The sequence below is a fragment of the Acinetobacter sedimenti genome, assembly GCF_022601685.1.
Taxonomy (GTDB): Bacteria; Pseudomonadota; Gammaproteobacteria; order Pseudomonadales; family Moraxellaceae; genus Acinetobacter; species Acinetobacter sedimenti.
This window is the reverse complement of the sequence record NZ_JAKUML010000001.1, coordinates 163607-188831: the sequence shown is the minus strand read 5'-3', so window position 1 is coordinate 188831 and position 25225 is coordinate 163607. Positions and strand designations below refer to the sequence as shown.

Here is a 25225-nt window from a genome sequence, read left to right as displayed (position 1 = left end):
CTTTCGAAGGATGGCGTTATCTTCAACTCAGTACAAACAATATCAGTGCTTCGTTGAAAACGATAAATTAGAAGCTATGGGGCTTGAAAGCAATAAAAAATGCCTAGACAAATCTAGGCATTTTTTTACGTTCAGCGTAATGGATGATTAGCTTGCCAATTTTTTTGCTGTCGGTTTTGTTGCCACCAGTTTTTTGGCAAAGCTTAAAATACCATCATCAAAGCGTGCATTTTTAAGCGCATCACGATCAGCATAATAGCTCGCCTCATTCTTCCACGGTGACTTTGTCCCTTGACGTGGCATGATCTGATCGGCACGTTTGATATAACCCGAAGTCAAACTACTCCCCATCAAACTATCATTTGACTTGGCGGATGGATCACCTTGAGCAATCACTGTTGCAAGTTGATTCTGATCCATATGCGTTAGCAAACGTGCAAGATAATCTGCAACTACATCGACTTTCAACGTCCAAGATGCGTTGGTATAACCAATGATCAATGCAAAGTTTGGAATATCGCTAATCATCGCACCTTTATACATCATTGCTTCACGTGTATTGATTTTCACGCCATCCATCGTTGCATCAATACCACCAAGCAACTGAATCTCAAGACCTGTTGCAGATACCACAATATCCGCCTCAATCTTCTTACCAGACTTCAAGACCACGCCATTTTCTTCAAAATGATCAATATGATCAGTTTCAATAAACGCCTGCCCTTCACGAAGTACTTTAAACAGATCACCATCTGGAACAACACAAAGACGCTGATCCCACGGATTATACGTCGGAGTAAAGTGCTTCATATCGACTTTACCTTTCAGCTGTTGTTTTACACCTGCAAGGAGCAATTTGCGTAACAGCTTAGGCTGTGCTTTTGCAAAAGCATAGATCCCACGTTGCACAGCGATGTTACGTTTACGCGTCAGTTGATATGCACGATCTTCCGACATAAATTTCTGCATGGTTTTGTACACCATATCGACTGAAGGCACCGTCGCAATATAAGTCGGTGAGCGTTGAAGCATGGTCACGATTGCACCTTGTTTTGCCATCGCAGGTACCAATGTAATCGCCGTTGCACCACTACCTATGATCAGCACTTTTTTACCGACAAAATCTAGGTTTTCAGGCCAATGCTGTGGATGAATAAATTGCCCTTTGAAACGATCTGCTTGTGGAAAATCAGGTTGGAAACCGTTGGCATAGTTGTAATAACCAGTACAGCTCACCACAAAGTTTGCAGTCCACTGCTCTGCTTTACCATTGTTATCAACATTCAATTCCCACAATTGTGCTTCAGAATTCCAATTCGCAGATACAATCGCATGCTTAAATTTAATTTTTTGATTTAATCTATTTTCATCAATAGTTTCTTGCAGATATTCACAAATTGCAGCCCCATCAGCAAGTACACTCGCTTTGCGCCACGGCTTAAACTCAAAACCAAAGGTAGACATATCTGAATCAGAACGAATGCCTGGATATTGGAATAAACTCCAAGTCCCACCGATACGGTCACGACGTTCAAAAATAAGGAAGTCACGTTGCGGTGCGTCGTTTTGGAGATGTACCGCTGTACCAATGCCCGAGATCCCTGCACCGATGATCAATGTATTAATATGCTGAGCCATTATTCTGTTCCGAGTTTTGCTTTGATCTTACTCTAGCACAAACTTGACAATGAACAATGTCAATTTGGGAAATTTTTATGTTTATTCGATGACAACATGATAAATCATCGAAAATACAACCGTGCAAAATCAAGCTAACATTAACTTTAGATAGCATTCAAAGGATTGTTTTTATTAATTTAGTTTCCTACAAAAGCAATCAATTGCGATTGATTTCTAAAAGGTCAGCTTATCAAATGGTTTTGTTTTCCATCTAAGCACTATTGTTTTAAAAAAGCAAATATTGATAATCATTAACAAATAAGCTCATTTGATTTTTTGAATAGTTATTTACGTCCTTTAAAAACAAACTCTATAAAGCTAAAAGTAACCGCTAGAAATGACTATATTACTGTAGCGACTAAAAAGTTCAGCGTAAATCCATAGTAGGTCAATGTATCATTTATAAAGGCTTTTCCAGCAACCAAAATTAAGAACAATAATGAAATTAATTAAAGCCTTTACACTACTGGTTAGATATGGATGTTCCTCTACTTTGTAATTGTCAATAAATCCCCCCCATAATCACCACAACTAGTTCATCCATATCATAGTCTTTCACAGCAATTGTTGGCTAAACAAAATACACCGCCCTAGTCATATATAAGCCGTAAGGAATATATTTAGAAAAATCACAAACACAAAAAAGGTCAGCATAAGCTGACCTTTTTTATTGCGAATAATAGAATTATTCTGCAGATTTGATCTCACGATCTACAAGCTCAACATAAGCCATTGGCGCAGCATCACCTGCACGGAAGCCTGCTTTAAGCACACGTAGATAACCGCCGTTACGTTCTTTATAACGAGGGCCAAGAACGGTAAATAATTTACCAACAGTTGCAGCTGAACGAGTACGAGCAAATGCCAAACGGCGGTTTGCAACAGTATCGTTTTTCGCTAAGGTGATCAAAGGCTCAGCAACACGGCGAAGTTCTTTCGCTTTTGGCAAAGTTGTTTTAATTAACTCATGCTCTACAAGAGCATTCGTCAAATTTTGGAACAACGCTTTGCGATGGCTGCTAGTACGGCCTAATTTAACACCACTATTACGATGACGCATGGTGAATAGTCCTACTCAATTAACGGCTACGATAGGCAAAACGATCGTCCATACGCAAACTAGCTGGTGGCCAGTTTTCTAAGCGCATGCCGAGTTGTAAGCCTTTAGAAGCCAACACATCTTTAATCTCAGTCAACGATTTCTTACCTAAGTTAGGAGTTTTCAACAACTCAACTTCAGTACGTTGAACAAGATCACCAATGTAGTAAATATTTTCTGCTTTCAAACAGTTCGCCGAACGAACAGTAAGCTCCAAATCATCCACTGGACGAAGTAAGATCGGATCGACCTCTTCACGTGGTTCTTGTGCAACAGGGGCTTGATCTTTTTGCAAATCAACAAAAATCGCGATTTGTTGTTGCAAAATAGTAGCTGCCTTACGAATCGCTTCTTCAGGATCAACAGTACCATTGGTTTCAAGATCAATAACCAACTTATCCAAGTCAGTACGTTGTTCTACACGAGCACTTTCGACTGTGTATGACACACGAGTGATTGGACTATAGCTTGCATCAAGCTGTAAACGACCCACTGGACGAGTTTCACCTTCAGGGAAACGCGCATCAGATGGCTCATAACCACGACCTTGAGCAACTTTTAGTCGCATTTTTAAATGACCATTAGCACTCAAAGTACCCAATACATGTTCAGGATTTGCAACTTCAACATTATGTGGCAAACGAAGATCAGCTGCAGTTACTTCTCCAGCGCCTTGTTTGTCTAATGTTAAATATGCTTCGCTCTGATCGAACAGTTTAATTGACAACCCTTTTAGATTCAGCAAGAGCTCGACGATATCCTGCTGCAAGCCTTCTAAGGTACTGTACTCATGCTCGACACCTTCTATTTCCACCTCTACCACAGCAGCGCCAGGTAGAGAAGACAATAGAATGCGACGCAAAGCATTACCAAGAGTGTGACCGAAACCACGCTCTAAAGGCTCAAGAATTACTTTTGCCGAGGTTCCTGTAACCGCATCGACTTTGATCGCTTGCGGAGTAAGGAACTCGTTTGCAGTACGCGTCATATTGCCACCTCAAGGATTATTTAGAATACAATTCTACAATCAAGCTTTCATTAATTTCAGCAGATAGATCAGCGCGATCTGGTGCAGATTTAAACGTGCCTTCCAATTTAGAGTGATCTACATCAACCCACTCTGGAATACCACGTTGAGTCGCTAATTCAATTGCGTTTTTAATACGTAATTGTTGTTTAGCGCCTTCATGCACAGCAATCACATCACCTGCTTTCACTTGAATTGATGCAATATTTACACGGCGACCATTCAAAGTAATGCTACGGTGAGAAACTAACTGACGAGCTTCTGCACGAGTAGAACCAAAGCCCATACGATAAACAACGTTATCTAAACGGCTTTCAAGGAGTTTCAACAAGTTTTCACCAGTTGCACCTTTTACACGAGCAGCTTCTTTATAGTAATTACTAAATTGACGCTCTAAAACACCGTACATACGACGTACTTTTTGTTTTTCACGTAATTGTAGTGAATACTCAGATTGCTTACTGCCACGAGCCCCGCCATGTTGACCAGGCGCTTTAGCATGTTTTTTAGTTTTGACGTCAAAAGGTTTAACGCCAGATTTAAGTTGCAGGTCTGTCCCTTCGCGGCGAGAGAGTTTGCATTTAGGACCAATATAACGAGCCATGAATGTTTCTCCTTACACGCGACGTTTTTTAGGTGGACGGCAACCGTTGTGAGGAATTGGGGTCACATCGGTAATGCTGTTAATCTTATAACCCACTGCACCTAATGCACGAACCGCAGATTCACGACCTGGACCAGGACCTTTTACAAGGACGTCCAAGTTTTTCAAACCGTAGTCCAAAGCTGCTTTACCAGCAACTTCAGCCGCTACCTGAGCAGCAAACGGAGTTGATTTACGTGATCCACGGAAGCCTTGTCCACCAGAGGTAGCCCAAGCCAATGCATTACCTTGACGATCGGTAATCGTTACAATGGTGTTATTAAAAGACGCGTGAATGTGTGCAACACCTTCAGAGACGGTACGAGAGACCTTCTTGCGTGTGCGAGTATCTTTAGCCATCTTTTAGCTTCCAAAAATCTTACTTTTTAATCGGTTTGCGCGGACCTTTACGGGTACGTGCGTTAGTTTTGGTGCGTTGACCACGGACAGGCAAGCTGCGACGATGACGAAGGCCGCGGTAGCAACCTAAATCCATTAAACGTTTAATGTTCATGGAAATTTCACGACGTAAATCACCTTCGGTAGGAACCTTAGCAATTTCCGAGCGAATCGCATCTAGCTGAGCGTCATCCAATTCACGAATCTTCGTTGTTTGAGCGATACCCACAGCAGCCAAGATGTTCTTAGCAGTGTGAAGACCAACACCAAAGATATACGTAAGAGAGATAACAGCATGCTTGTTATCCGGAATGTTTACACCGGCAATACGAGCCATTGACTTTTCTCCAACAAGGCACTCGTGATAATGAGCCGCCCCACAAAAATCTTGAGGGGCGGATATTAACCCAAAAAACCTAATAAATCAACAGGTCTAAGATTAAGATTAACCTTGACGTTGTTTATGACGAGGCTCTGCGCTACAAATTACGCGAATCACCCCATTACGACGGATAACTTTACAGTTACCACAAATTTTTTTCACTGAAGCTTGAACTTTCATGATAAACCTCTATTGCTCCAACTTATGGTTGAGCGGTCGATTTTTTCATCAATGTTTGATTATCATATTGATGCGATGTTAAATGAGCTTGTAGCTGTGCCATAAAATCCATCACAACAACCACAACAATCAGCAACGATGTTCCACCTAAATAAAATGGCACACCGAAAGAGCTTTGTAGCACCATCGGCATCAAGCAGATGATGGTCATATAGATCGCACCGATGAAGGTCAACCGATTGAGAATATGATCTAAATACCGTGACGTCTGTTCACCTGGGCGAATACCTGGCACATATGCACCACTACGTTTTAGATTCTCAGCAACTTCTTTAGGACTAAATACCAAAGCGGTATAGAAGTAACAGAAGAAGATAATTAAAGCACCGAACAGAATTAAATATAACGGCTGTCCAGGTGACAAAACCAATGCCAAATCTTGTAAAGCACGTTTAATAATGCCCGCATCTGGATCATTACTTCCCACCCATTGACCCAAACTTGCAGGGAACAATAGCAGTGAGCTTGCAAAGATCGCAGGAATCACACCCGCCATATTAATCTTTAATGGCAAATGTGTCTGCTGTGCAGTAAAGACACGACGACCTTGCTGCTTTTGTGCATAGTTCACTGGGACACGACGTTGTGCTTTTTCGATAAAGACAATGGCCGCCAAAACGATCAAAGACAATACCGCAAACACTAATATCGCAATCAAACTACTCTGTCCGCTTTCAACAGATGAGAAAGTTTGCATCACCAATGTTGGTAAACCTGCAACAATACCTGCAAAGATAATCATCGAGATACCATTACCTACACCACGCTCAGTAATTTGCTCACCCAACCACATCAAAAACATGGTACCTGCAACCAAAGAGGTCACAGCAGGAACATAAAATGCTAAGCCTGTAGATAACGTAATCCCTTGACTAATCAAACCAGCACACATACCGACTGACTGAACCAGTGCAAGTAATAATGTACCCTGACGAGTATATTGTTGGATTTTACGTTTACCTTGCTCACCTTCTTTCTTTAATGCTTCTAACGAAGGCACGACAGAAGACATGAGCTGCACAATGATCGATGCCGAAATATACGGCATGATCCCAAGCGCAAGAATCGACATACGCTCTAACGCACCACCAGAGAACATATTAAACATACCAAGGATAGTTCCTTGGTTTGCATTAAATAAATTCTCTAGTGCAGCATTATTAATACCAGGTACAGGTATATGCGCTCCTAGTCGAAACACCAATAATGCTCCAACAAGGAACATCAATCGGTTAATAATTTCACGATACTTCACATAAAAAGGTTGCCCTTTTTGCAAATGCACATGACCCGAAGAACTAGGAGACATAGACACCGACGATTACTCCTCGACTTTACCACCAGCCGCTTCAACAGCAGCTTTCGCACCCTTAGTCAATGCAACACCTTGAATAGTGAATGCACGAGCAACATCACCAGAAAGTACAATACGAGCACGCAACATATCTTTACGTACTACGTTCGCAGCTTTCAAAGTTTCTAGTGAAACGATATCACCTTCAACTTTAGCAAGCTCAGACAAACGTACTTCAGCTGTTTTTAATGCGATTTGGCTAGTAAAACCAAATTTCGGTAAACGACGATACAACGCTGTTTGACCACCTTCGAAGCCTGGGCGAACACCACCACTTTTACGTGATTTTTGACCTTTCACACCACGACCACCAGTCTTACCGACACCAGAACCGATACCGCGACCTAGACGAAGATTGTCACGTTTTGCACCTTCTGCAGGTGCAAGTTCATTTAAACGCAGAGTCATGGGCTTATTCCTCTACACTAACCATATAGTAGACTTTATTGATCATACCGCGGTTAGAAGGAGTATCAACAACTTCTACAGTATGACCAATGCGACGCAGACCTAAACCTTGTAGGCAAAGTTTGTGATTTTTCAAACGATGCGCTGATGATTTAGTCTGGGTAACTTTAATCGTTTTCATGATTATTACCCTTGAATTTCTTCTACTGATTTACCACGTTTCGCAGCGACTTTCTCAGGAGAAGTCATGTCACGCAAACCATTAAAAGTTGCGTTTACTACGTTAGCGGCATTTGTAGAGCCATAACATTTCGCAAGTACGTTATGTACACCCGCTGCTTCTAAAACAGCACGCATTGCGCCACCAGCAATTACGCCAGTACCTTCAGATGCAGGTTGCATGTACACACGGCTTGCACCATGACGCGCATTCACAGGATGTTGTAAAGTTGTGCCTTTTAGGTCAACTGTAATCATGTTGCGACGAGCAGCTTCAAGTGCTTTTTGAATAGCAGCTGGAACTTCACGTGCTTTACCACGACCAAAACCTACGCGACCGTTACCATCACCTACAACAGTTAATGCTGTGAAAGAGAAGATACGACCACCTTTAACCACTTTGGCTACACGATCAACGGCAACCAGCTTTTCAACAAGACCTTCGTTTTGTTCAACTTTAGCCATGATTAGAACTCCAAGCCGTTTTCACGAGCAGCATCAGCCAAGGCTTTGATACGACCATGAAATTTAAAACCAGAACGGTCAAATGCAACTTTTGTTACGCCAGCAGCTTTCGCACGTTCAGCGATCAATGCACCAACTTTAGTTGCAGCATCAACGTTACCCGTAGTACCACTACGCAAAGTTGCATCCAAAGTAGAAGCTTGCGCCAATACTTTGCCACCATCTGCAGAGATAACTTGCGCATAAATGTGACGCGGTGTGCGGTTTACACACAAACGAGTCGCACCCAATGCACGAATGTGCAAGCGTGTGCTTTTTGCACGACGCAAGCGGGATTGTTTCTTTTCGTTCATAAGAACCTCGCGCCTTATTTCTTCTTAGCTTCTTTACGAAGTACAACTTCGTCAGAATAACGCACACCTTTACCTTTATAAGGCTCTGGCGGACGATAGCCACGGATTTCAGAAGCAACTTGACCTAATAATTGCTTATTTGCAGACTTCAAAATAATTTCAGTCGCAGTAGGTGTTTCAGCTGTCACACCTTCAGGCAAGTTGTAATCGATTGGATGAGAAAAACCAAGGCTAAGGTTAACTACATTACCTTTCACCGCAGCTTTATAACCAACACCGATTAGTTGTAATTTACGTTCAAAACCGTCACTTACACCCTTCACAAGGTTGTTTAATACAGCGCGAGCAGTACCAGCTTGCATCCAAGCGTCTTTCGACTCTTGCTTAGGAGCAATTTGAAGTTGACCTTCTTCCTGTTTTAGCTCGACCAGCGCATGCAGGTTGAGAGACAACGTACCTTTGCTGCCTTTCACTTCGACCTGCCGGCCGTTCTGAGTAACTGTTACACCATTCGGTACAGTTACTGGGGCTTTAGCCACACGAGACATGAGGAATCACCTATTAAGATACAAAAGCAAGGACTTCACCACCAACACCAGCAGCACGAGCCGCACGGTCAGTCATGACACCTTTGCTTGTAGAAACAATTGCAACACCCAAACCTTGCTTAACGCTCGGTAAGCTATCTTTATTGCGATATTGGCGTAGACCTGGACGGCTTACACGCTTAATGCTTTCGATAACTGGTTTGCCTTCAAAATATTTTAAGGTAATCGTCAATGTCGCTTTAGCACCTTCTTCAGATACTTCAACGCCAGAAACATAACCTTCTTGCTCTAGAACGTTTGCAATTGAAACCTTCAATTTAGAGCTTGGCATAGCAACAGTTGCTTTATTTGCCATTTGTGCGTTACGAACACGTGTTAGCATGTCGGCAACGGTATCTTGCATACTCATTTATAGTCGCTCCTTACCAGCTTGCCTTAACAACGCCTGGGACATCACCCTGCATCACGGTATCACGCAATTTGTTACGGCTTAGACCGAACTTGCGGAAATAACCATGTGGACGACCAGTCAAACCACAACGGTTACGCAGACGCACTGGAGATGCATTACGTGGTAATGCTTGAAATTTCATCATCGCTTCAAAACGCTCTTCTTCAGACGCATTTACGTTTGCAATGATTGCTTTTAATTCAGCACGTTTTGCAGCGTATTTAGCGACTGTTTTCTCACGTTTTAATTCGCGATTAATCATACCTTTCTTAGCCATATCGACCTCTTATTTGAACGGGAAGCCGAATGCACGCATAAGCGCACGGCCTTCGTCATCGGTGCGAGCAGTCGTAGTAACGGTAATATCCATACCACGAATACGATCAATCTTATCGAAATCGATTTCAGGGAAAACGATTTGCTCCTTCAAACCCATTGAGTAGTTACCACGACCATCAAATGATTTCGATGAGAAACCACGGAAGTCACGGATACGTGGGATTGCAATAGAGATCAAGCGATCTAAGAATTCATACATTTGGTCGCCACGTAATGTAACTTTACATCCGATTGGCCAACCATCACGAATTTTAAAACCAGCGATTGATTTACGTGCAAGCGTAACTACTGGTTTTTGACCAGCAATTAACGTCATGTCTGCTACAGCACCATCTAATAATTTCTTATCAGTTGCAGCTGCACCAACACCCATGTTTAGAGTGATTTTTGTGATGCGAGGAATCTCCATCACATTCTTAATGCCTAGCTCTTCTTTAAGCTTAGCTTTAAGTTCGTCGTTATAACGAGTTTTAAGTCTGGCCATTGCCCTATCAACCTATTACTTCGCCGCCGCCACTGCTTCACCATTTGACTTGTAAACACGAGTTTTCGTGCCTTCTGCATCAACTTGGTAACCAATACGGTCAGCCTTTTGGGTTGTAGCATTAAATATTGCCACGTTAGAGATATGAAGCGAAGCCTCTTGAGTAACAATGCCGCCTTCAGCGCCTGTTACACGGTTTGGCTTTTGATGCTTCTTCACCAAGTTAAGGCCTTCGACCTTAACACGATCTTCTGAAATAGACAGAACAGTACCCTGCTTGCCTTTTTCTTTACCAGCGATCACGATCACTTGATCGCCTTTTTTGATTTTAGCCATGACTGTCTCTTATAGAACTTCTGGAGCCAATGAGATGATTTTCATGAACTGTTCAGTACGAAGCTCACGAGTCACTGGTCCGAAAATACGAGTTGCAATCGGTGCTTTGTTATTGTTCAAAATCACCGCAGCATTGTCATCAAAACGGATCACAGAACCATCTGGACGACGAATACCAAACTTGGTACGAACAACAACAGCATTCATTACGTCGCCTTTTTTAACACGACCACGTGGAATTGCTTCTTTTACTGTTACTTTAATAATATCGCCAACTGAAGCGTAACGACGATGCGAGCCACCAAGTACTTTAATACATTGTACGCGGCGTGCACCACTGTTATCTGCTACGTCGAGCATACTTTCGGTTTGAATCATTGCCCTACTCCAAAACCGAGCATCACTGGCTCATTCGAAAGGCGTAAATCCTACTCGAAATTAACCAATGATGCAACAAGAACGTTGAATTACTCAGCAGCTGCTTCAACCACTTCCACTAAAGTCCAAGCTTTAGTTTTAGAAATTGGGCGGCTTTCTTTGATGGTTACAACATCACCAATCTTGGCAGTATTGTTCTCATCATGAGCATGTAACTTAGTTGAACGGCGGATTGATTTGCCATACAACGGGTGTTGAACACGACGTTCGATAAGTACAACAATAGACTTATCCATTTTGTCGCTTACAACTTTACCCGTTAAAGTGCGAACTGTATTCTCACTCATTGTCCGTTCCCCTGTTTTTCGGTAAGGAGTGTCTTGATGCGTGCGATCGCCTTACGAGCAATTTGCACTTCGTGCGTTTTGCCCAATTGACCAGTCGCTTTCGCCATGCGAAGACGGAATTGGTTTAGCTGTTGCTCATCAAGCAAAGCTTTCAACTCTTCTACCGATTTTTCACGTAGATCTTTAGTATTCATTACATTACCGTCCGAGTTACGATAGTGGTTTTAAACGGGAGCTTAGCAGCTGCAAGCGTGAATGCTTCGCGTGCCAACTCATCGTTCACACCTTCCATTTCGTACAGGATCTTACCTGGCTTGATTTGGCAAACCCAGTATTCAACAGAACCTTTACCTTTACCCATACGAACTTCTAATGGTTTTTCGGTAATTGGCTTGTCAGGGAATACACGAATGTAAATCTTACCACCACGTTTTACACGACGGCTAATCGTACGACGCGCTGCTTCGATCTGACGCGCAGTCATTTGACCACGTTCAGTCGCTTTCAATGCGATCGTACCGAATGATACTGTACTACCACGATGCGCTAGACCAGTGTTACGGCCTTTGTGCACTTTACGGAATTTGGTACGTTTAGGTTGCAACATGGATTATTCTCCCTTGTCTGCACGGTCTGAACGACGACCACGACGCTCTTGACCTTCACCACGACCACGACCACGTTTAGCTGGACGCTCTTCAGCAGGTGCTGGGTTCATGACTTGTTTCATGCCACCCAAGATCTCACCACGGAAAATCCAAACTTTAACACCGATCGTACCGTAAGTTGTTTCTGCACGGAAAGTAGAGTAGTCGATGTCCGCACGAAGTGTATGCAAAGGCACACGACCTTCACGATACCATTCAGTACGTGCAATCTCTGCACCACCTAAACGACCAGAAACTTCTACCTTGATACCTTTCGCACCAGCACGCATAGTGTTTTGTACCGCACGCTTCATAGCACGACGGAACATTACGCGCTTTTCGAGTTGTGAAGCAATCGCTTCAGCAACCAAACGTGCGTCTAAGTCAGGGCGATCAATTTCATGAATGCTTACTTGCGCAGGAACACCCATAATAGATGTTAATTCGCGTTGTAATTTCTCAATGTCTTCGCCTTTTTTACCGATAACTATACCAGGACGAGCAGTGCTAATTGTTACCTTAGCAGCACCTGTTGGACGTTCGATAAGAATTTTGCTGACCATCGCACTCTTAAGTTTTTTATTCAAAAACTCACGAACTTGAAGATCTTTTAGCAAATATTCAGCGTATTGTTTCGGGCTCGCATACCAGTTGGCGTTATGACGCTTCACAACACCTAGGCGGATACCGATTGGATGAACCTTCTGACCCATATCAAACTCCTACCTTAACAGTGATGTGACAGGTACGCTTAGTGATACGATCCGCACGACCTTTTGCACGTGGCATGATGCGTTTAAGGCTCATACCTTCGTCAACGAAGATCGTTGTTACTTTGAGATCATCAACATCTAAGCTGTTGTTGTGTTCAGCATTGGCGATCGCAGATTCGAGTGCTTTTTTGACTAACACAGCAGCTTTTTTGTTGCTGAAGCTCAAAATATCGAGTGCGCGCGCAACTGACTTACCACGGATAAGATCAGCAACTAAACGTGCTTTTTGTGCCGAGATAGCGGCACCGCGTAATTTTGCAGTTACTTCCATCATGACACCTATTAACGTTTAGATTTCTTGTCAACACCGTGACCACGATAGGTACGGGTTGGCGCGAATTCACCAAGTTTATGTCCAACCATGTGCTCAGTAATAATTACTGGAACGTGGTTACGACCATTATGAACAGAGATTGTTAAACCAACAAAATCTGGGAGGATCATCGAACGACGTGACCATGTCTTGATCGGCTTGCGGTTGTTCGCAGCGACTGCAGCTTCAACCTTAGCAAACAAGTGTGCGTCGACGAATGGACCTTTTTTTAATGAACGAGGCATTAGTTAGATTCCTTACTTGACGCGACGATCGCGAATAATCATCTTAGTCGTACGCTTATTGGTACGAGTCTTGTACCCTTTCGCTTTTTGACCCCATGGGCTTACAGGTTGAATACCTTTGTTACGCCCTTCACCACCACCATGTGGATGGTCAACTGGGTTCATCGCCATACCACGAACGGTAGGACGAACACCACGCCAGCGCGATGCACCAGCTTTACCCAATGAACGAAGGTTGCTTTCTGAGTTAGATACTTCACCTAACACAGCACGGCACTCAACATGCACTTTACGCATTTCACCTGAACGCAGACGAATAATTGCGTAAATACCATCACGACCCAACAACTGTGCTGAAGTACCAGCAGAACGCATCAACTGTGCACCCTTACCGATTTTAAGCTCGATGTTGTGAATCGTAGAACCGATTGGCATATTGCGAAGTGGCAAACAGTTACCTGGACGAATTGGTGCATCGTTACCAGATTGAACTTTATCACCTGCACGCAAACCTTTCGGCGCAATGATATAGCGACGCTCACCATCAGCATATTTTAACAATGCGATGTGCGCTGTACGGTTAGGATCGTATTCGATACGCTCAACAACCGCTGGAATGCTATCTTTATTACGTTTGAAGTCTACAATACGGTACTGTTGCTTATGACCACCACCAACGTGACGAGTCGTGATGTGACCGTTGTTATTACGACCACCAGTACGTTTTTTAGCTTCAGTCAACGCTGCAAACGGCTTTCCTTTATGAAGGTGGTTATGCACCACTTTTTCCACAAAGCGACGCCCTGGAGACGTTGGCTTACATTTTTGAATTGGCATAATTTTCGTCCTTATTCCGCTGTATTGCTTATTGAATCAGCAGCGGTATCGCCCAAGTCAGCCATTTCTACATCTTGGCCAGCTTTCAGGGTGACGTATGCTTTTTTCACATCAGAACGACGTCCTAATGTTTTACCAAAGCGTTTAGTTTTACCTTTAGTGATTGTTGTATTTACTTTCACAACTTGCACACCAAAGAGTTGTTCAACCGCTTTTTTGATTTCAAGTTTAGTTGCATGAATATCAACTTTGAACACTTGAACACCAGCAGTATCGCCTAAAACTTGTGCTTTCTCTGAGAATACAGGTCCACGTAGGACTTGATAGATACGTTCGTTGTTCATCCGAGTTCTACCTCAATTTTCTTCGCAGCAGCAACAGACATAACAACTTTATCAAATGCGATCAAACTTACTGGATCGATTGCAGTTGCGTCGACCACATCAACATGTGGAATGTTGCGAGCAGCTAGGTAAAGATTCTCATCAACAGCATCAGTTACGATTAATGCACGGCTTGCATTCAAGTCATTCAACTTAGAAATAAGCTCTTTGGTTTTTGGTGCAGATACTTGAATATCTTCAACCAATACCAAACGATCTTGGCGAACAAGTTCAGCCAAAATACATTGCATCGCACCACGATACATTTTACGGTTAACTTTTTGAGACCAATCTTGTGGGCGAGCAGCAAAAGTTTTACCACCACCTACCCAGATAGGGCTACGAATAGAACCAGCACGAGCACGACCAGTACCTTTTTGACGAAATGGCTTTTTACCACCGCCAGATACGTCTGCACGTGATTTTTGTGCACGAGAACCTTGACGACCACCAGCTAAGTAAGCTGTTACAACTTGGTGTACAAGCGCTTCGTTAAACTCACGACCGAAAGCAACTTCAGACAATTCAACCGCAGAGCCGGAAACAGTTTTTAAATTCACTTTATTTCCCCTCAAGCCTTGATGGTAGGACGTACGATAACGTCACCGCCAGTTGAACCAGGAATAGCACCTTTAACAACAAGAACTGAACGTTCTGCGTCGATAGATACCACTTCAAGACCTTGCACAGTTACGCGTTCATCACCTAAGTGACCAGCCATTTTTTTGCCTTTGAACACGCGACCAGGTGTTTGGTTTTGACCTGTAGAACCCAAAACACGGTGAGATACAGAGTTACCATGAGTTGCATCTTGCGTACGGAAATTCCAACGCTTAACACCACCTTGAAAACCTTTACCTTTCGACTGACCTGTTACGTCAACTACTTGACCAACTTCAAACAGATCAACACCGATAGTTCCACCAACTTCGCGACCTTCAAGTTCCGCTTCAGTTACACGAAACTCTTTCACAAGACGACCAGCAGCCACACCAGCTTTTGCAAAGTGACCTTTCTGAGCGCTCGTTACGCGAGATTCGCGACGTTCACCAGTAGTCACTTGAATCGCCTGATAACCATCAGTTTCAAGTGTTTTGATTTGTGTAATACGGTTTGGATCGACTTCGATCACTGTGACTGGCACAGAGACGCCGGCTTCAGTGAAGATGCGGGTCATACCGCACTTGCGACCGACTAGACCAATAGCCATGTGTGTAAACCTCTTAAAATACAGCTGATTAAATCTTTCTATAAATCGACTTAATCATCCGAAAGCCTTATCCCAATGCGATCTGAACGTCTACACCAGCCGCAAGATCCAATTTCATCAATGCATCAACAGTTTTGTCTGTTGGCTGAACGATGTCGATCAAACGTTTGTAGGTGCGGATTTCGTACTGATCACGTGCATCTTTGTTCACGTGAGGTGAAGTCAAAACGTTAAAGCGCTCAATGCGTGTAGGCATTGGAATCGGACCACACACCTGTGCGCCCGTACGCTTAGCAGTTTCCACGATCTCTTGAGAAGATTGATCAATCAGACGATGATCAAAAGACTTAAGACGGATACGGATTCTCTGGTTAGACATACCAGTAAACTCCAAGCTTAAAATATAAAGAATCACCCATGACGCACCTCACCTTTCGGCAAGTGTCAAGGGCAGTGAATATCACTAAGGTCGTGATCGATGCCACGACTGTCACGATAAATTGACCATCAACATTTAAATTAAAGAAATAAATCAATAATTTAAACCAGATCAACTCGTCTTCGAAATTCGAAGGTCGCTCATTATATCCATGTAAGCCTTGTAAAGCAAGGAAACACGACGAATATTTTTTAATCTATCTACTGTCTTCCAGTCCTTATTTTTATGAATAATTTGTCCTATTAAACGCATTCAATAAACAACTACACAATCACTGCTTCATCATCAGAAAAAGTTGCTCTCAAACCGTCAACCATCAAATTTTGCATGGACACACTATGCGCTAATACATAGTCGATTGCTTGATTGAGCAATAGATTACCAGTTTGGAATTTTTTTAAAGCATCGTGAGAAACAGCTTGTTTCAGGCGATCTCTGACATTCGGCACTTGTTCAACGAACAACTCTACCTCTTGCTCATTTTCTAGCAGATTTTTTAATGCCAATTGTGTGATCTCAGGGTGAAATTGAAATCCAAGGACATTATTCCCAATTTGAAAAGCCTGATTGCTACACACTGTATTTTCTGCCAAGCGTTTCGCGCCTTGCGGTAAGGCAAAAGTTTCACCATGCCACTGCATGATTTCACATTGCTCAGGCATCACAAAACAATCGATCGGATACGGATTGACCGCCTGTATCGCCGTCCAACCGATTTCACGCTGTGTATTTTGAGTCACACTTGCACCCAAAGCACTAGCGATCAACTGCCCACCCAAGCAAAGACCAATCACAGGCTTACCACTGGCGATATAACGACGCAACCAACGCTTCTCGATCACAAGCCACGGATAAGTTGCTTCATCATTGACGCTCATCGTGCCACCCATAATGATCAGCAAATCCACATCCTCGATATTGGGCAAAGCTTCGATATCCAACTTATATTCGATTGGTAGTGCAAAAAACTCTGTGGCGCTGATCTTGGCATTTTTACTTTTTAAGTAATTTTCACAGCTCCCAAATCCTTCACCAGCAATATGCTGAAAATAATGCACTCGCAGTTGCGTTGTCATGTCGTTATTCCATTGTTTGACGATTTACAATTGGATTGCAAAATTGAAGCCAAGCCCTCGTTAAAATATGAAAAAATGATATTTATTCACACTTCGTTATCATTTATTAACAATGTCTAAGCATACCAATACAAGCGAATCAAACACAGCACAGCAGCAACTTCACTTACAAACGGCGATAAGCCAACCGATTCGCCAAGCGCCACAATATATACACACGGTACAGACGCCGATTTATCGTGCTTCAACCATTATTTTCAAAGATACCGATGCACTGAACAATCGCCACTGGTCAGATGATTATGACTATAGTTATGGCACGCACGGCACGCCGACGACCTACAATCTCGCTGATCAAATTACGCACATTGAAGGTGCAAAATACTGTCTGCTTGCACCAAGTGGATTGTCTGCGATCAATTTGGTCAATAGCGCACTATTAAATACGGGCGATGAAGTGTGGATTCCTGACAATATTTACAGCCCAAACCATGATCATCTAGTTGCCTTACAGCAGAAATATGGTGTGGTGTTAAAATTCTATAGTCCAACCGACGTAGATAGTATTCAATTTAGCGCACAGTCAAAATTGCTGTGGATCGAAGTGGCAGGCTCGATCACTTTAGAATTTCCTGACTTAGCCACACTGATTAAAAAAGCCAAAGCGCATGGCGTAACGACCGCACTGGATAACACATGGGGCGCATGTTTAGCTTTCTCACCTTTTGACATTCGTGATACAAATAACGCTAATAAGAGTAACGATAGTGAAAAACTTGCAGTCGATATCAGCGTACATGCTTTAACCAAATATCCAAGCGGTGGTGGCGACATGCTGATGGGAAGCATCAGCACCATTGATAAAAAGTTGCATCTTGAATTACTGCGTATGCACGCCTTACAAGGCATTGCTGTATCAGGTGATGATTGCGCCCAAATCAGCCGAAGCCTCAGCCACATGGCACTACGCTATCAACAGCACCATCAAAACACCTTACAACTGATTCCATTTTTACAATCTCGTGCTGAATTTGCTCAAGTGCTACACCCAAGTATTGTGAGTCATGCAGGACATCAACATTGGCAAGAGATTTGTACAACAGGACTGGGCGCAGGGATTGTCAGTGTGATTTTTAAAGCGGAATATCAGCTTGAACAGATTCAGCAATTTTGCAATGCCTTACAGCTATTCCACCTCGGCTTTAGTTGGGGAGGACCGACCAGTTTGGTGATGTATTATGACCTCAAAGCAATTCGCAAATTGCCAACGCCACATTTGCAAGACGGTTGGTTGGTACGATTCTGCATTGGGCTTGAGCATGCAGATGATTTGATCAAGGATATTCAGCAAGCCTTAAATACATTGCAGAACTAAACGCACTGGAGAATGAGATGAGCGACTTCACACATCCTGATTTACCACTAAATTGTGGTAAAGTCACTCGCATTCAAATCGGCGAAGCCATGCCTTTCGCACGAGAACAAACCAGTGCCATTAATAAGTTCACCATTACCGAAGCTGATGTCACTACGTTAGGCATTGTCGGAGATGAACAAGCCGATCCATTTTTTCATGGTGGGCAATTTCAAGCGATTCACCAAATGCCTGCTTCGGTTTATCCACTGATCAAAGCCAATTTTCCAGATGTAACGATTTATGAAGGCATGCTTGGTGAAAATCTGATTATCGGCGATGCGGATCAAGCCAGTATGAATGAGTCGAATGTCTGCGTTGGTGATATTTATCTAATCGGCACGGTGAAAATGCAAGTCACTCGTCCTCGTAAACCGTGTTGGAAAATTGATGCGCAACTGAATCGTCGTGGTATTGCCAAATTTTTACTGGATGAGGGCTGTATCGGTTGGTATTACCGCATTGTGCAAAATGGACATTTCAAACTCGATGATGAATGTCAGTTAATCGAACGCCCTGAACCTGATGCTACGTTAAGCTCATTGTGGCATACCTTTAATCACATCAAAGACAGCAACGATCCGCAACTGCAATATTGGCTGAATAACGAGTATTTGGTGCAAAGTTTTAAATCTTCTTTGCAGAAGCGAGCACGTTAAGACAGAACTATTACACTTATTTAAGCGAGAACCAATTCACAGCTTGGCTTTATCAAAATGGCTACATTGAAATGGCTTTTTCAAACATTTTGAATATGTTATGTTTTGCTCAATTCGCCTTTTTATGAGCATCATCAATGAGCCAAGCCTTAACCATCGCCAAAAAAACAACAGATACCACGCAAAATATTGACCTCCTTTCCAAATTTGCCAATCGTCACGGCTTGATCGCAGGCGCAACGGGTACAGGGAAAACCGTGACCTTAAAAGTCTTGGCGGAAAATTTCTCTCGGATCGGCGTACCCGTATTTCTTGCCGATGCCAAAGGGGATGTATCGAGTATCGCCAAAGCAGGGACAACCAGTCCGAAATTTGAAGAACGCTTAAAATTACTTGGCATTGATAGCGTTCCTTTTGCAGGTTGTCCGACGACTTTTTGGGATTTATTTGGCGAGCAAGGGCACCCGATTCGCACCACGGTGTCTGAGATTGGACCACTTCTCCTTGCGCAAATGCTCAATCTAAATGACACCCAAGAAGGCGTCCTCTCAGCAGTGTTCCGTGTGGCTGATGATCAAGGCATGTTGCTAATTGATTTTAAAGATTTAAAATCAATGCTGACTTATGTCAGTGAAAATGCATCTGAACTGAAATCAGAATACGGTAACCTCTCTCCTGCCAGTCTTGGCGCAATTCAACGCAATTTGTTAGCACTTGGTGATCAAGGTGGTGAGGACTTCTTTGGTGAGCCAAGTCTAAACATTATGGATTTTATCCAAACTGATGGTAATGGCTTAGGTTATATCAACGTATTGGCTGCCGATAAGCTGATGAATAGCCCGAAACTTTATGCCACATTCTTATTGTGGATGTTATCTGAATTGTTCGAACAACTGCCCGAAGTCGGTGATATGGACAAGCCGAAATTGGTGTTCTTTTTCGATGAGGCGCATTTACTCTTTGATAATGCTAGTCCTGCACTGCAAGAGAAAATCGAACAAGTGGTGCGCTTGATTCGCTCCAAAGGCGTTGGGATTTACTTCGTGACACAAAGTCCACTGGATATTCCTGAAAGTGTGTTGGGTCAACTCGGTAATCGTGTACAGCATGCCCTGCGTGCATTCACGCCAAAAGATCAAAAAGCAGTGAAAACCGCTGCTGATACATTCCGTGCTAATCCTGAATTTGAAGTCGCTGATGCAATTACTCAGCTTGGCGTCGGCGAAGCCCTGATTAGCTGTCTTGATGCGCAAGGTACACCACAAATCGTTGAACGTGGTTGGGTGATGCCTCCATACTCAGCATTTAGTCCAATCACCGTAGAAGAACGTAAAGCCTTTATGACTCATAGCATCGTTGCAGGTGTCTATGAGCAGATGGTCGACCGTGAAAGTGCTTATGAGCTTTTAAATCAAAAAGTGGCGCAACTCGAACAACAAAAGATCGCTGATGCCCAAGCTGCTGAGAATGCAAAAGCACAGGAAGCATTGGCGAAACAACAAGCTAAAGAACAAGCCGCTTTAGAAAAACAGCAAGCCCGTGAACAAGAACGCATCGCAAAAGAGCAACAAAAAGAAGCCGAGCGTGCCGCAAGACAACGTGAAAAGTTGATTCAAGACACTGTGGGTACTTTTGCAAAAAGTGCAGCACGTAGCTTAGGTGGACGCACTGGGCAAAAAATCATGCGAGGTATTCTCGGGTCGATTTTTGGGCGGAAATAATTAGAAGCAATCATTAAGACAGATCATAAAATTCCTTTGCATAACAATGCGCAAAGGCATTTTCATATTTAATATCAATTTAAACAAAAGCTTAAGTTAACAATATAGTTGCCACAAAAAAGATATATTGCAAATACATCTTTAAAGATGTATTTTAAATATATATTTTAATCCACCATCCCAAAAAGAGCCAACGATCATGATTACTGAAAGCCAAAAAGACCTCGTCAAAGCCACAGTTCCTGTTCTACGTGAAAGTGGCGTAGCCCTCACCTCCTATTTTTACAATCGCATGCTCAGCAATAACCCTGAGTTAAAAGAAACTTTTAATATGGGACACCAACGTAGTGGCGCACAAGCACAGGCGCTCGCAGGTGCGGTGCTTGCTTATGCGGAGAATATTGATGATCCATCTGTCCTTGCCCCAGTGATTGAGTTGATTGCGCACAAACATGTGAGCTTGAATATTCAATCGCCTGACTATGCGATTGTTGGTGAGAATTTATTGCATTCCATTAGTGAAGTCTTGAGTATTTCAATGGACGATCCATTGATTGAAGCTTGGGGTGTTGCGTACGGTCAGCTTGCCGATGTGTTTATAAATGCAGAAAAAGCCATTTATGAACAACATCAGCAAACCAAAGGTAGTTGGCTCGGTTGGAGAAGCTTTAAAATTGCGAAAAAAGTGCAAGAAAGCAGTGAAATTACCTCTTTTTATCTGAAGCCAAGTGATGATGGCGACCTACCAACACATCAGGCAGGGCAATATATTTCGGTACGTGTTTTGGTCGAAGAGTTGGGCTTGAAGCAACCACGTCAGTACACATTATCTGATAGTCCACAGCAGGATTATTTACGTATCTCTGTAAAACGTGAAGATGAAAAAGGCGATCTCGCAGGTGGTTGGGTATCGAATACACTACATGGTCTAACTGAAGGTGCTGAAATCGAAGTGTCTGCACCAACAGGTAACTTCTTCTTATTTGATAAAGATCGTCCAAATGTGTTGATCAGTGGCGGAGTTGGACTCACACCGATGATTTCCATGCTCAATCATTTGGCAAGCTTAGATATGCCTGAATCCGTATATTTCTATCATGCATGTCGCAATGGTAAAGTGCATGCAATGAAGTCACATGTGCAAGAACTGAATGCAAAATTTCCACAGCTTACTCATTTAGTGGCTTATGAGTTTCCTGAAACCCATGACCAACTTGGGCAAGATTATGACATTGCAGGTCGCTTAGATTTAAGTGCACTCTCTGATGATCAATTGCCTAAAGATGCAGATTATTATCTTTGTGGTCCAATGCCGTTTATGGCTGAACAACAGAAAGCGCTCGTAGCTCGTGGAATTCCTGCCGAGAATATCCATAGCGAAGCCTTTGGTACTGGTGGTGTAAAACTCAGTGCTTAACTGTATAGTCAAAGCACTTTAATCCTGCTACTTCGTTAACCTCGCTCGCAGTACGACTTATACACCTTCACTTGGTTGCCCTGTATCAGGAATAAGTTACTTCGACTATAGGTTTTTTTAAAACCAATAGCAAAAGACGAGTCAATGCTATACTCGTCTTTTGCCTTTTTGAACTGCTCTGCTGTCTATGCAACTGAATAAATTTAGTGATTATGGTCTACGCCTACTCATGTTCTTACTCAAACCGAGTGAAGAACTGGTCACTATTGCGCAAGCAGCAACAGCCCTCAAAATCTCCGAAAATCACTTGGTGAAAGTCACACATTTTATGGTCAAACAAGGTTGGATTATCAGCACACGTGGTAAGGGGGGCGGTATTCAACTTGCACCTAAAGCTTACGAATTGCCGATTGGTGAGATCGTACGAACCTTAGAACATGACCAAAAAGCAGTGAATTGCCTAGAACCCGCTTGCGCTTTGCGCTTTAGCTGTGGGCTAAAATCCTTATTAGATCAAGCATTAGAGCAGTTCTACCAACATCTCAATGGTTTTCAACTTCGTGACGCACTGCATCAACCTGTACTCTATAGCCTCACCGAAGATGCGGATTTAGAAAAAATTGCCAATGTAACGATTCGCTAAAGCTTAAATTTCTGTGCATCAGCTAATGATTCCCACATAAAACTTAAAACCCACACTAACAATCAAGTCAGTGCAGGTTTACTAATTGCCTTTCAGAGCATTCTTTTGCAACTTATTGCTGCAAATAGTCATAACTCACATCAACTTTTTGATTCGCTGTTGGAAGTGCATCGCCGTAGAACACAACTGTTGCGCCATCTACACTGTAGACCAAATCAAATCCATTTTGATGCGCAGTATCACGAGCAACATCTTTGCCAGCAACTTTAACTTGAAGAGTTGATGGAATTGGCACTTGCTTTAAGGCAAATTGACTCGCCAAAGCTGATGCCGCTTTTATAATTTCATCAAACACGACCGTCCAACTTGAGGCATCAGCACATATTGAGGCAGAGCTTCCACCTGTAAGTTTTGCAATTTCTTTAAAGTGCCCACCACCAACAGCCGAACCACCCTCTCCACTACAATTCTCGCTTGGCGTCGAATAGTAATTATTTGCTGGGTCACTGAAAGTATTTCGCACATAATTGCCTGTACCTACGATTGCAAAGTAGGTGAAGCCTGTGCCGACAAAGTAATTCTTATAGTTTGCAAAGTCCCGTGCCATATAGTCGCTAGAAATATAAATATTTTCTTCTGCAGTTTCATTTTCAGGCTCATCAGAAACGAAGACAACAAGATTTTTTGCATTTTCACGATCAAATCCTGTCAAATCTGCTTCACGAGTACAATAAAAACCTGTTTCATTACTTGAATCATACGTACCAGGACTAGCTAAGGATGCCCACTCTGTAAGAGCATCGGGTGTGTTCTTATCAATAAACTTCGTTGTCGTATCAGTCAGTGTTCTTAACTGTTTACAATCTGCCTTATCTTGGGTATTCACTGCAAGACGATAATCTATTCCTGCTTGATTCAAGGTCGTGAAGAACTGACTTGCACCATCCGCCAAATTTGCTTGCTCTTCGCCCATTGATCCTGAAGAATCAATATTCCACAGAATATCTACAGCATTCGAACCTTGCGCGTTCTGAGTAAATTTTTCCGTTGCCGATTTCACACTCAGCGCCACATTGCTAGTTAAAGCACTTGCCAAGTTTAAGTCACCATAAACTTTATTGACTGCAGTAGCATCTTTTGCGGCATAAGTATTGGCCCATATAAAGCCTGTATCTCCAACGACCCAAAATGAAAGATTTAGACGAAGCTTATTCTCTGCAAGGGTAACCTTTGCAGGCGTAGAAACACTTGAACCTCCATTGAGAAATGCAAGCAACAGATCACGCACCTTTGTCACATTTTCTGCACTTGCAAAATCAATATCCAATGTAACATTTGACACTTGGCCTTGAGTATTCGTAGAAACTCGGTTCACTAGTACATTCACCGTTGCATTATTTTCTTGCAGAAGGGTAATGAAGTCAGCGAGATTTTCTGAAGCAAACTGATTTAAATCTTGCGTTTCACCCCCTGCTTCCAAAGCAAAACCAACTGCGTTCACCGCTTTATCATCAAGCAGTAAAACTCCTTTCCCCGACTTCAATTGGGTTTCAGAAAAATTTGCACTTTCAACATTACCAAATACTGCAATATTGGCATCCTCGCTGACCAAAGTTGCCTCAGACTGAACCGTATTATCCTCAGGCTCCGAAGGTGTGGTTGGTGTTGGATTCGTATCATCGTTATCTGAGTCACTTCCACATCCTGTTAATAAGATGGACGTACTCACAAATAATGCTAATAAGGTTTTATTAAAAATCATCGTCTTGCTCCTCATTTTTAGAGATTCATCATTTTTTTAAAATATTTTCTTGGCAACTCATGATATAAACAAAAAAATAACATCAAAATCGGTCACTTTTTCTAAATTAGAGCCTTATATGCCAATTAAAGAATATATTATATAAACACTAAATTAAAGGAAGATGTAAAACATCACCCATTTGGGTGATTATGAATTTCAAAAGCCACTAAATGTGAAACAAATTATTTAAACACCGAGTTTACTTTCGTCACTTCTGAAACATGACTCAATAAGAATGATCTACAAAAAAACCACCAAGCATGGCACTTGATGGGATTTTATTTCTTTAAAATTATGAATAATTAAACAATTTTAATACGGCCAAAACATTCGTTGTAGCTCTTTGGTTGAGTTAGTTTTGGTCAGTGCTAACGCAGTTAAGGTACGTGCTTTTTGAGGATTAAAGTCAGGTGCAACGACCCAATCATATTCATCATCGGGCTTTTCTGCATTACGCAAATTCTTATTGGTAACAGCATCAATAACTTCACA

35 protein-coding genes and 2 pseudogenes are annotated in these 25225 nt (G+C 42.6%); 5 read left to right on the top strand and 32 right to left on the bottom strand.

Annotated features, from left to right (window positions below; all coding sequences use genetic code 11):
* Positions 1-147: 147 nt before the first annotated feature.
* The 30 genes and pseudogenes from MKI79_RS00995 to MKI79_RS00850 all read right to left on the bottom strand — a co-directional run.
* The gene (locus tag MKI79_RS00995) at positions 148-1638 is read right to left on the bottom strand and encodes a flavin-containing monooxygenase (protein ID WP_241570206.1); all 1491 of its coding nucleotides are present in this window, start codon (positions 1636-1638) and stop codon (positions 148-150) included.
* 727 nt (positions 1639-2365) lie between these two features.
* Positions 2366-2740, bottom strand: coding sequence for a 50S ribosomal protein L17 (rplQ, locus tag MKI79_RS00990; protein ID WP_092616763.1), 375 nt, complete (start codon positions 2738-2740; stop codon positions 2366-2368).
* Positions 2741-2759: 19 nt separating this feature from the next.
* Positions 2760-3767 (bottom strand): DNA-directed RNA polymerase subunit alpha, encoded by a 1008-nt coding sequence (locus tag MKI79_RS00985; RefSeq protein ID WP_241570205.1) that lies wholly within the window; start codon positions 3765-3767, stop codon positions 2760-2762.
* 16 nt (positions 3768-3783) lie between these two features.
* The gene (rpsD, locus tag MKI79_RS00980) at positions 3784-4410 is read right to left on the bottom strand and encodes a 30S ribosomal protein S4 (RefSeq protein WP_241570204.1); all 627 of its coding nucleotides are present in this window, start codon (positions 4408-4410) and stop codon (positions 3784-3786) included.
* Positions 4411-4422: 12 nt separating this feature from the next.
* Positions 4423-4809 (bottom strand): 30S ribosomal protein S11, encoded by a 387-nt coding sequence (rpsK, locus tag MKI79_RS00975; protein ID WP_004641037.1) that lies wholly within the window; start codon positions 4807-4809, stop codon positions 4423-4425.
* Positions 4810-4828: 19 nt separating this feature from the next.
* Positions 4829-5185 carry a 30S ribosomal protein S13 gene (gene rpsM, locus MKI79_RS00970; protein WP_241570203.1) on the bottom strand — a complete coding sequence of 119 codons (357 nt, stop codon included), beginning with the start codon at positions 5183-5185 and terminating at the stop codon, positions 4829-4831.
* A 108-nt stretch (positions 5186-5293) separates the two neighbouring features.
* Complete coding sequence (gene rpmJ / locus MKI79_RS00965; protein WP_039619814.1) at positions 5294-5410, bottom strand: 50S ribosomal protein L36; 117 nt, start codon at positions 5408-5410, stop codon at positions 5294-5296.
* Between the two features lie 22 nt (positions 5411-5432).
* Positions 5433-6779: a preprotein translocase subunit SecY gene (gene secY / locus MKI79_RS00960; RefSeq protein WP_241570245.1), complete on the bottom strand. Its 1347-nt coding sequence runs from the start codon at positions 6777-6779 to the stop codon at positions 5433-5435.
* Between the two features lie 12 nt (positions 6780-6791).
* Positions 6792-7232 carry a 50S ribosomal protein L15 gene (gene rplO, locus MKI79_RS00955; RefSeq protein ID WP_241570202.1) on the bottom strand — a complete coding sequence of 147 codons (441 nt, stop codon included), beginning with the start codon at positions 7230-7232 and terminating at the stop codon, positions 6792-6794.
* Between the two features lie 4 nt (positions 7233-7236).
* Entirely contained in the window at positions 7237-7413 is a 177-nt protein-coding gene (gene rpmD, locus MKI79_RS00950) for a 50S ribosomal protein L30 (protein ID WP_089605404.1), read from the bottom strand.
* Positions 7414-7418: 5 nt separating this feature from the next.
* A complete protein-coding gene (gene rpsE, locus MKI79_RS00945) occupies positions 7419-7916 on the bottom strand; it encodes a 30S ribosomal protein S5 (protein WP_241570201.1) in 498 nt (165 codons plus the stop codon).
* Between the two features lie 2 nt (positions 7917-7918).
* Positions 7919-8269 (bottom strand): 50S ribosomal protein L18, encoded by a 351-nt coding sequence (gene rplR / locus MKI79_RS00940; RefSeq protein WP_241570200.1) that lies wholly within the window; start codon positions 8267-8269, stop codon positions 7919-7921.
* Positions 8270-8283: 14 nt separating this feature from the next.
* The gene (gene rplF / locus MKI79_RS00935; RefSeq protein WP_241570199.1) at positions 8284-8817 is read right to left on the bottom strand and encodes a 50S ribosomal protein L6; all 534 of its coding nucleotides are present in this window, start codon (positions 8815-8817) and stop codon (positions 8284-8286) included.
* 13 nt (positions 8818-8830) lie between these two features.
* Positions 8831-9226 (bottom strand): 30S ribosomal protein S8, encoded by a 396-nt coding sequence (gene rpsH / locus MKI79_RS00930; protein ID WP_241570198.1) that lies wholly within the window; start codon positions 9224-9226, stop codon positions 8831-8833.
* A 13-nt stretch (positions 9227-9239) separates the two neighbouring features.
* A complete protein-coding gene (gene rpsN / locus MKI79_RS00925; RefSeq protein WP_092616734.1) occupies positions 9240-9545 on the bottom strand; it encodes a 30S ribosomal protein S14 in 306 nt (101 codons plus the stop codon).
* 9 nt (positions 9546-9554) lie between these two features.
* Positions 9555-10091: a 50S ribosomal protein L5 gene (gene rplE, locus MKI79_RS00920; protein WP_241570197.1), complete on the bottom strand. Its 537-nt coding sequence runs from the start codon at positions 10089-10091 to the stop codon at positions 9555-9557.
* 15 nt (positions 10092-10106) lie between these two features.
* On the bottom strand, positions 10107-10427 hold the full coding sequence (gene rplX, locus MKI79_RS00915) for a 50S ribosomal protein L24 (RefSeq protein ID WP_241570196.1): 321 nt from the start codon (positions 10425-10427) through the stop codon (positions 10107-10109).
* A 9-nt stretch (positions 10428-10436) separates the two neighbouring features.
* The gene (gene rplN, locus MKI79_RS00910) at positions 10437-10805 is read right to left on the bottom strand and encodes a 50S ribosomal protein L14 (RefSeq protein WP_004725701.1); all 369 of its coding nucleotides are present in this window, start codon (positions 10803-10805) and stop codon (positions 10437-10439) included.
* An 89-nt stretch (positions 10806-10894) separates the two neighbouring features.
* A complete protein-coding gene (rpsQ, locus tag MKI79_RS00905) occupies positions 10895-11152 on the bottom strand; it encodes a 30S ribosomal protein S17 (protein ID WP_241570195.1) in 258 nt (85 codons plus the stop codon).
* Positions 11149-11346 carry a 50S ribosomal protein L29 gene (rpmC, locus tag MKI79_RS00900; RefSeq protein WP_092616722.1) on the bottom strand — a complete coding sequence of 66 codons (198 nt, stop codon included), beginning with the start codon at positions 11344-11346 and terminating at the stop codon, positions 11149-11151. Before rpmC ends, rpsQ begins: the two co-directional genes overlap by 4 nt.
* Complete coding sequence (gene rplP, locus MKI79_RS00895) at positions 11346-11759, bottom strand: 50S ribosomal protein L16 (RefSeq protein WP_092616719.1); 414 nt, start codon at positions 11757-11759, stop codon at positions 11346-11348. The genes rpmC and rplP overlap by 1 nt, the downstream gene beginning before the upstream one ends.
* Positions 11760-11762: 3 nt before the next feature.
* Complete coding sequence (rpsC, locus tag MKI79_RS00890; RefSeq protein WP_374296543.1) at positions 11763-12512, bottom strand: 30S ribosomal protein S3; 750 nt, start codon at positions 12510-12512, stop codon at positions 11763-11765.
* 1 nt (position 12513) lies between these two features.
* Positions 12514-12843, bottom strand: coding sequence for a 50S ribosomal protein L22 (gene rplV / locus MKI79_RS00885; RefSeq protein ID WP_092616713.1), 330 nt, complete (start codon positions 12841-12843; stop codon positions 12514-12516).
* A gap of 11 nt (positions 12844-12854) precedes the next feature.
* Entirely contained in the window at positions 12855-13130 is a 276-nt protein-coding gene (rpsS, locus tag MKI79_RS00880) for a 30S ribosomal protein S19 (RefSeq protein WP_004985338.1), read from the bottom strand.
* Between the two features lie 12 nt (positions 13131-13142).
* On the bottom strand, positions 13143-13967 hold the full coding sequence (rplB, locus tag MKI79_RS00875) for a 50S ribosomal protein L2 (protein WP_241570194.1): 825 nt from the start codon (positions 13965-13967) through the stop codon (positions 13143-13145).
* 11 nt (positions 13968-13978) lie between these two features.
* A complete protein-coding gene (gene rplW, locus MKI79_RS00870; RefSeq protein ID WP_241570193.1) occupies positions 13979-14311 on the bottom strand; it encodes a 50S ribosomal protein L23 in 333 nt (110 codons plus the stop codon).
* Complete coding sequence (rplD, locus tag MKI79_RS00865) at positions 14308-14910, bottom strand: 50S ribosomal protein L4 (RefSeq protein ID WP_092616704.1); 603 nt, start codon at positions 14908-14910, stop codon at positions 14308-14310. Before rplD ends, rplW begins: the two co-directional genes overlap by 4 nt.
* Before the next feature lie 11 nt (positions 14911-14921).
* Positions 14922-15560 (bottom strand): 50S ribosomal protein L3, encoded by a 639-nt coding sequence (rplC, locus tag MKI79_RS00860; RefSeq protein ID WP_092616701.1) that lies wholly within the window; start codon positions 15558-15560, stop codon positions 14922-14924.
* Positions 15561-15627: 67 nt separating this feature from the next.
* Positions 15628-15939 carry a 30S ribosomal protein S10 gene (rpsJ, locus tag MKI79_RS00855; RefSeq protein ID WP_004725677.1) on the bottom strand — a complete coding sequence of 104 codons (312 nt, stop codon included), beginning with the start codon at positions 15937-15939 and terminating at the stop codon, positions 15628-15630.
* Positions 15940-16343: 404 nt separating this feature from the next.
* Positions 16344-17075 (bottom strand): annotated as a pseudogene (locus tag MKI79_RS00850) (type 1 glutamine amidotransferase); the annotation flags it as partial.
* A 112-nt stretch (positions 17076-17187) separates the two neighbouring features.
* On the opposite strand from MKI79_RS00850, the gene MKI79_RS00845 reads away from it, so the two are divergent.
* The 5 genes from MKI79_RS00845 (at position 17188) to MKI79_RS00825 (ending at position 22929) form a co-directional block, all read left to right on the top strand.
* Positions 17188-18450, top strand: a complete 1263-nt coding sequence (locus MKI79_RS00845; RefSeq protein ID WP_241570192.1) for a PLP-dependent transferase — start codon at positions 17188-17190, stop codon at positions 18448-18450.
* Positions 18451-18467: 17 nt separating this feature from the next.
* The gene (locus tag MKI79_RS00840) at positions 18468-19148 is read left to right on the top strand and encodes an MOSC domain-containing protein (protein ID WP_241570191.1); all 681 of its coding nucleotides are present in this window, start codon (positions 18468-18470) and stop codon (positions 19146-19148) included.
* 137 nt (positions 19149-19285) lie between these two features.
* Complete coding sequence (locus MKI79_RS00835; protein ID WP_241570190.1) at positions 19286-20869, top strand: helicase HerA-like domain-containing protein; 1584 nt, start codon at positions 19286-19288, stop codon at positions 20867-20869.
* Between the two features lie 202 nt (positions 20870-21071).
* The gene (hmpA, locus tag MKI79_RS00830) at positions 21072-22286 is read left to right on the top strand and encodes an NO-inducible flavohemoprotein (RefSeq protein ID WP_241570244.1); all 1215 of its coding nucleotides are present in this window, start codon (positions 21072-21074) and stop codon (positions 22284-22286) included.
* Positions 22287-22473: 187 nt separating this feature from the next.
* A complete protein-coding gene (locus tag MKI79_RS00825; RefSeq protein ID WP_241570189.1) occupies positions 22474-22929 on the top strand; it encodes an RrF2 family transcriptional regulator in 456 nt (151 codons plus the stop codon).
* 112 nt (positions 22930-23041) lie between these two features.
* On the opposite strand, the gene MKI79_RS00820 is transcribed toward MKI79_RS00825, so the two are convergent.
* A complete protein-coding gene (locus tag MKI79_RS00820) occupies positions 23042-24691 on the bottom strand; it encodes a vWA domain-containing protein (protein WP_241570186.1) in 1650 nt (549 codons plus the stop codon).
* Between the two features lie 354 nt (positions 24692-25045).
* Positions 25046-25222: pseudogene (locus tag MKI79_RS00815) on the bottom strand (hypothetical protein); the annotation flags it as partial.
* Positions 25223-25225 lie beyond the last annotated feature (3 nt).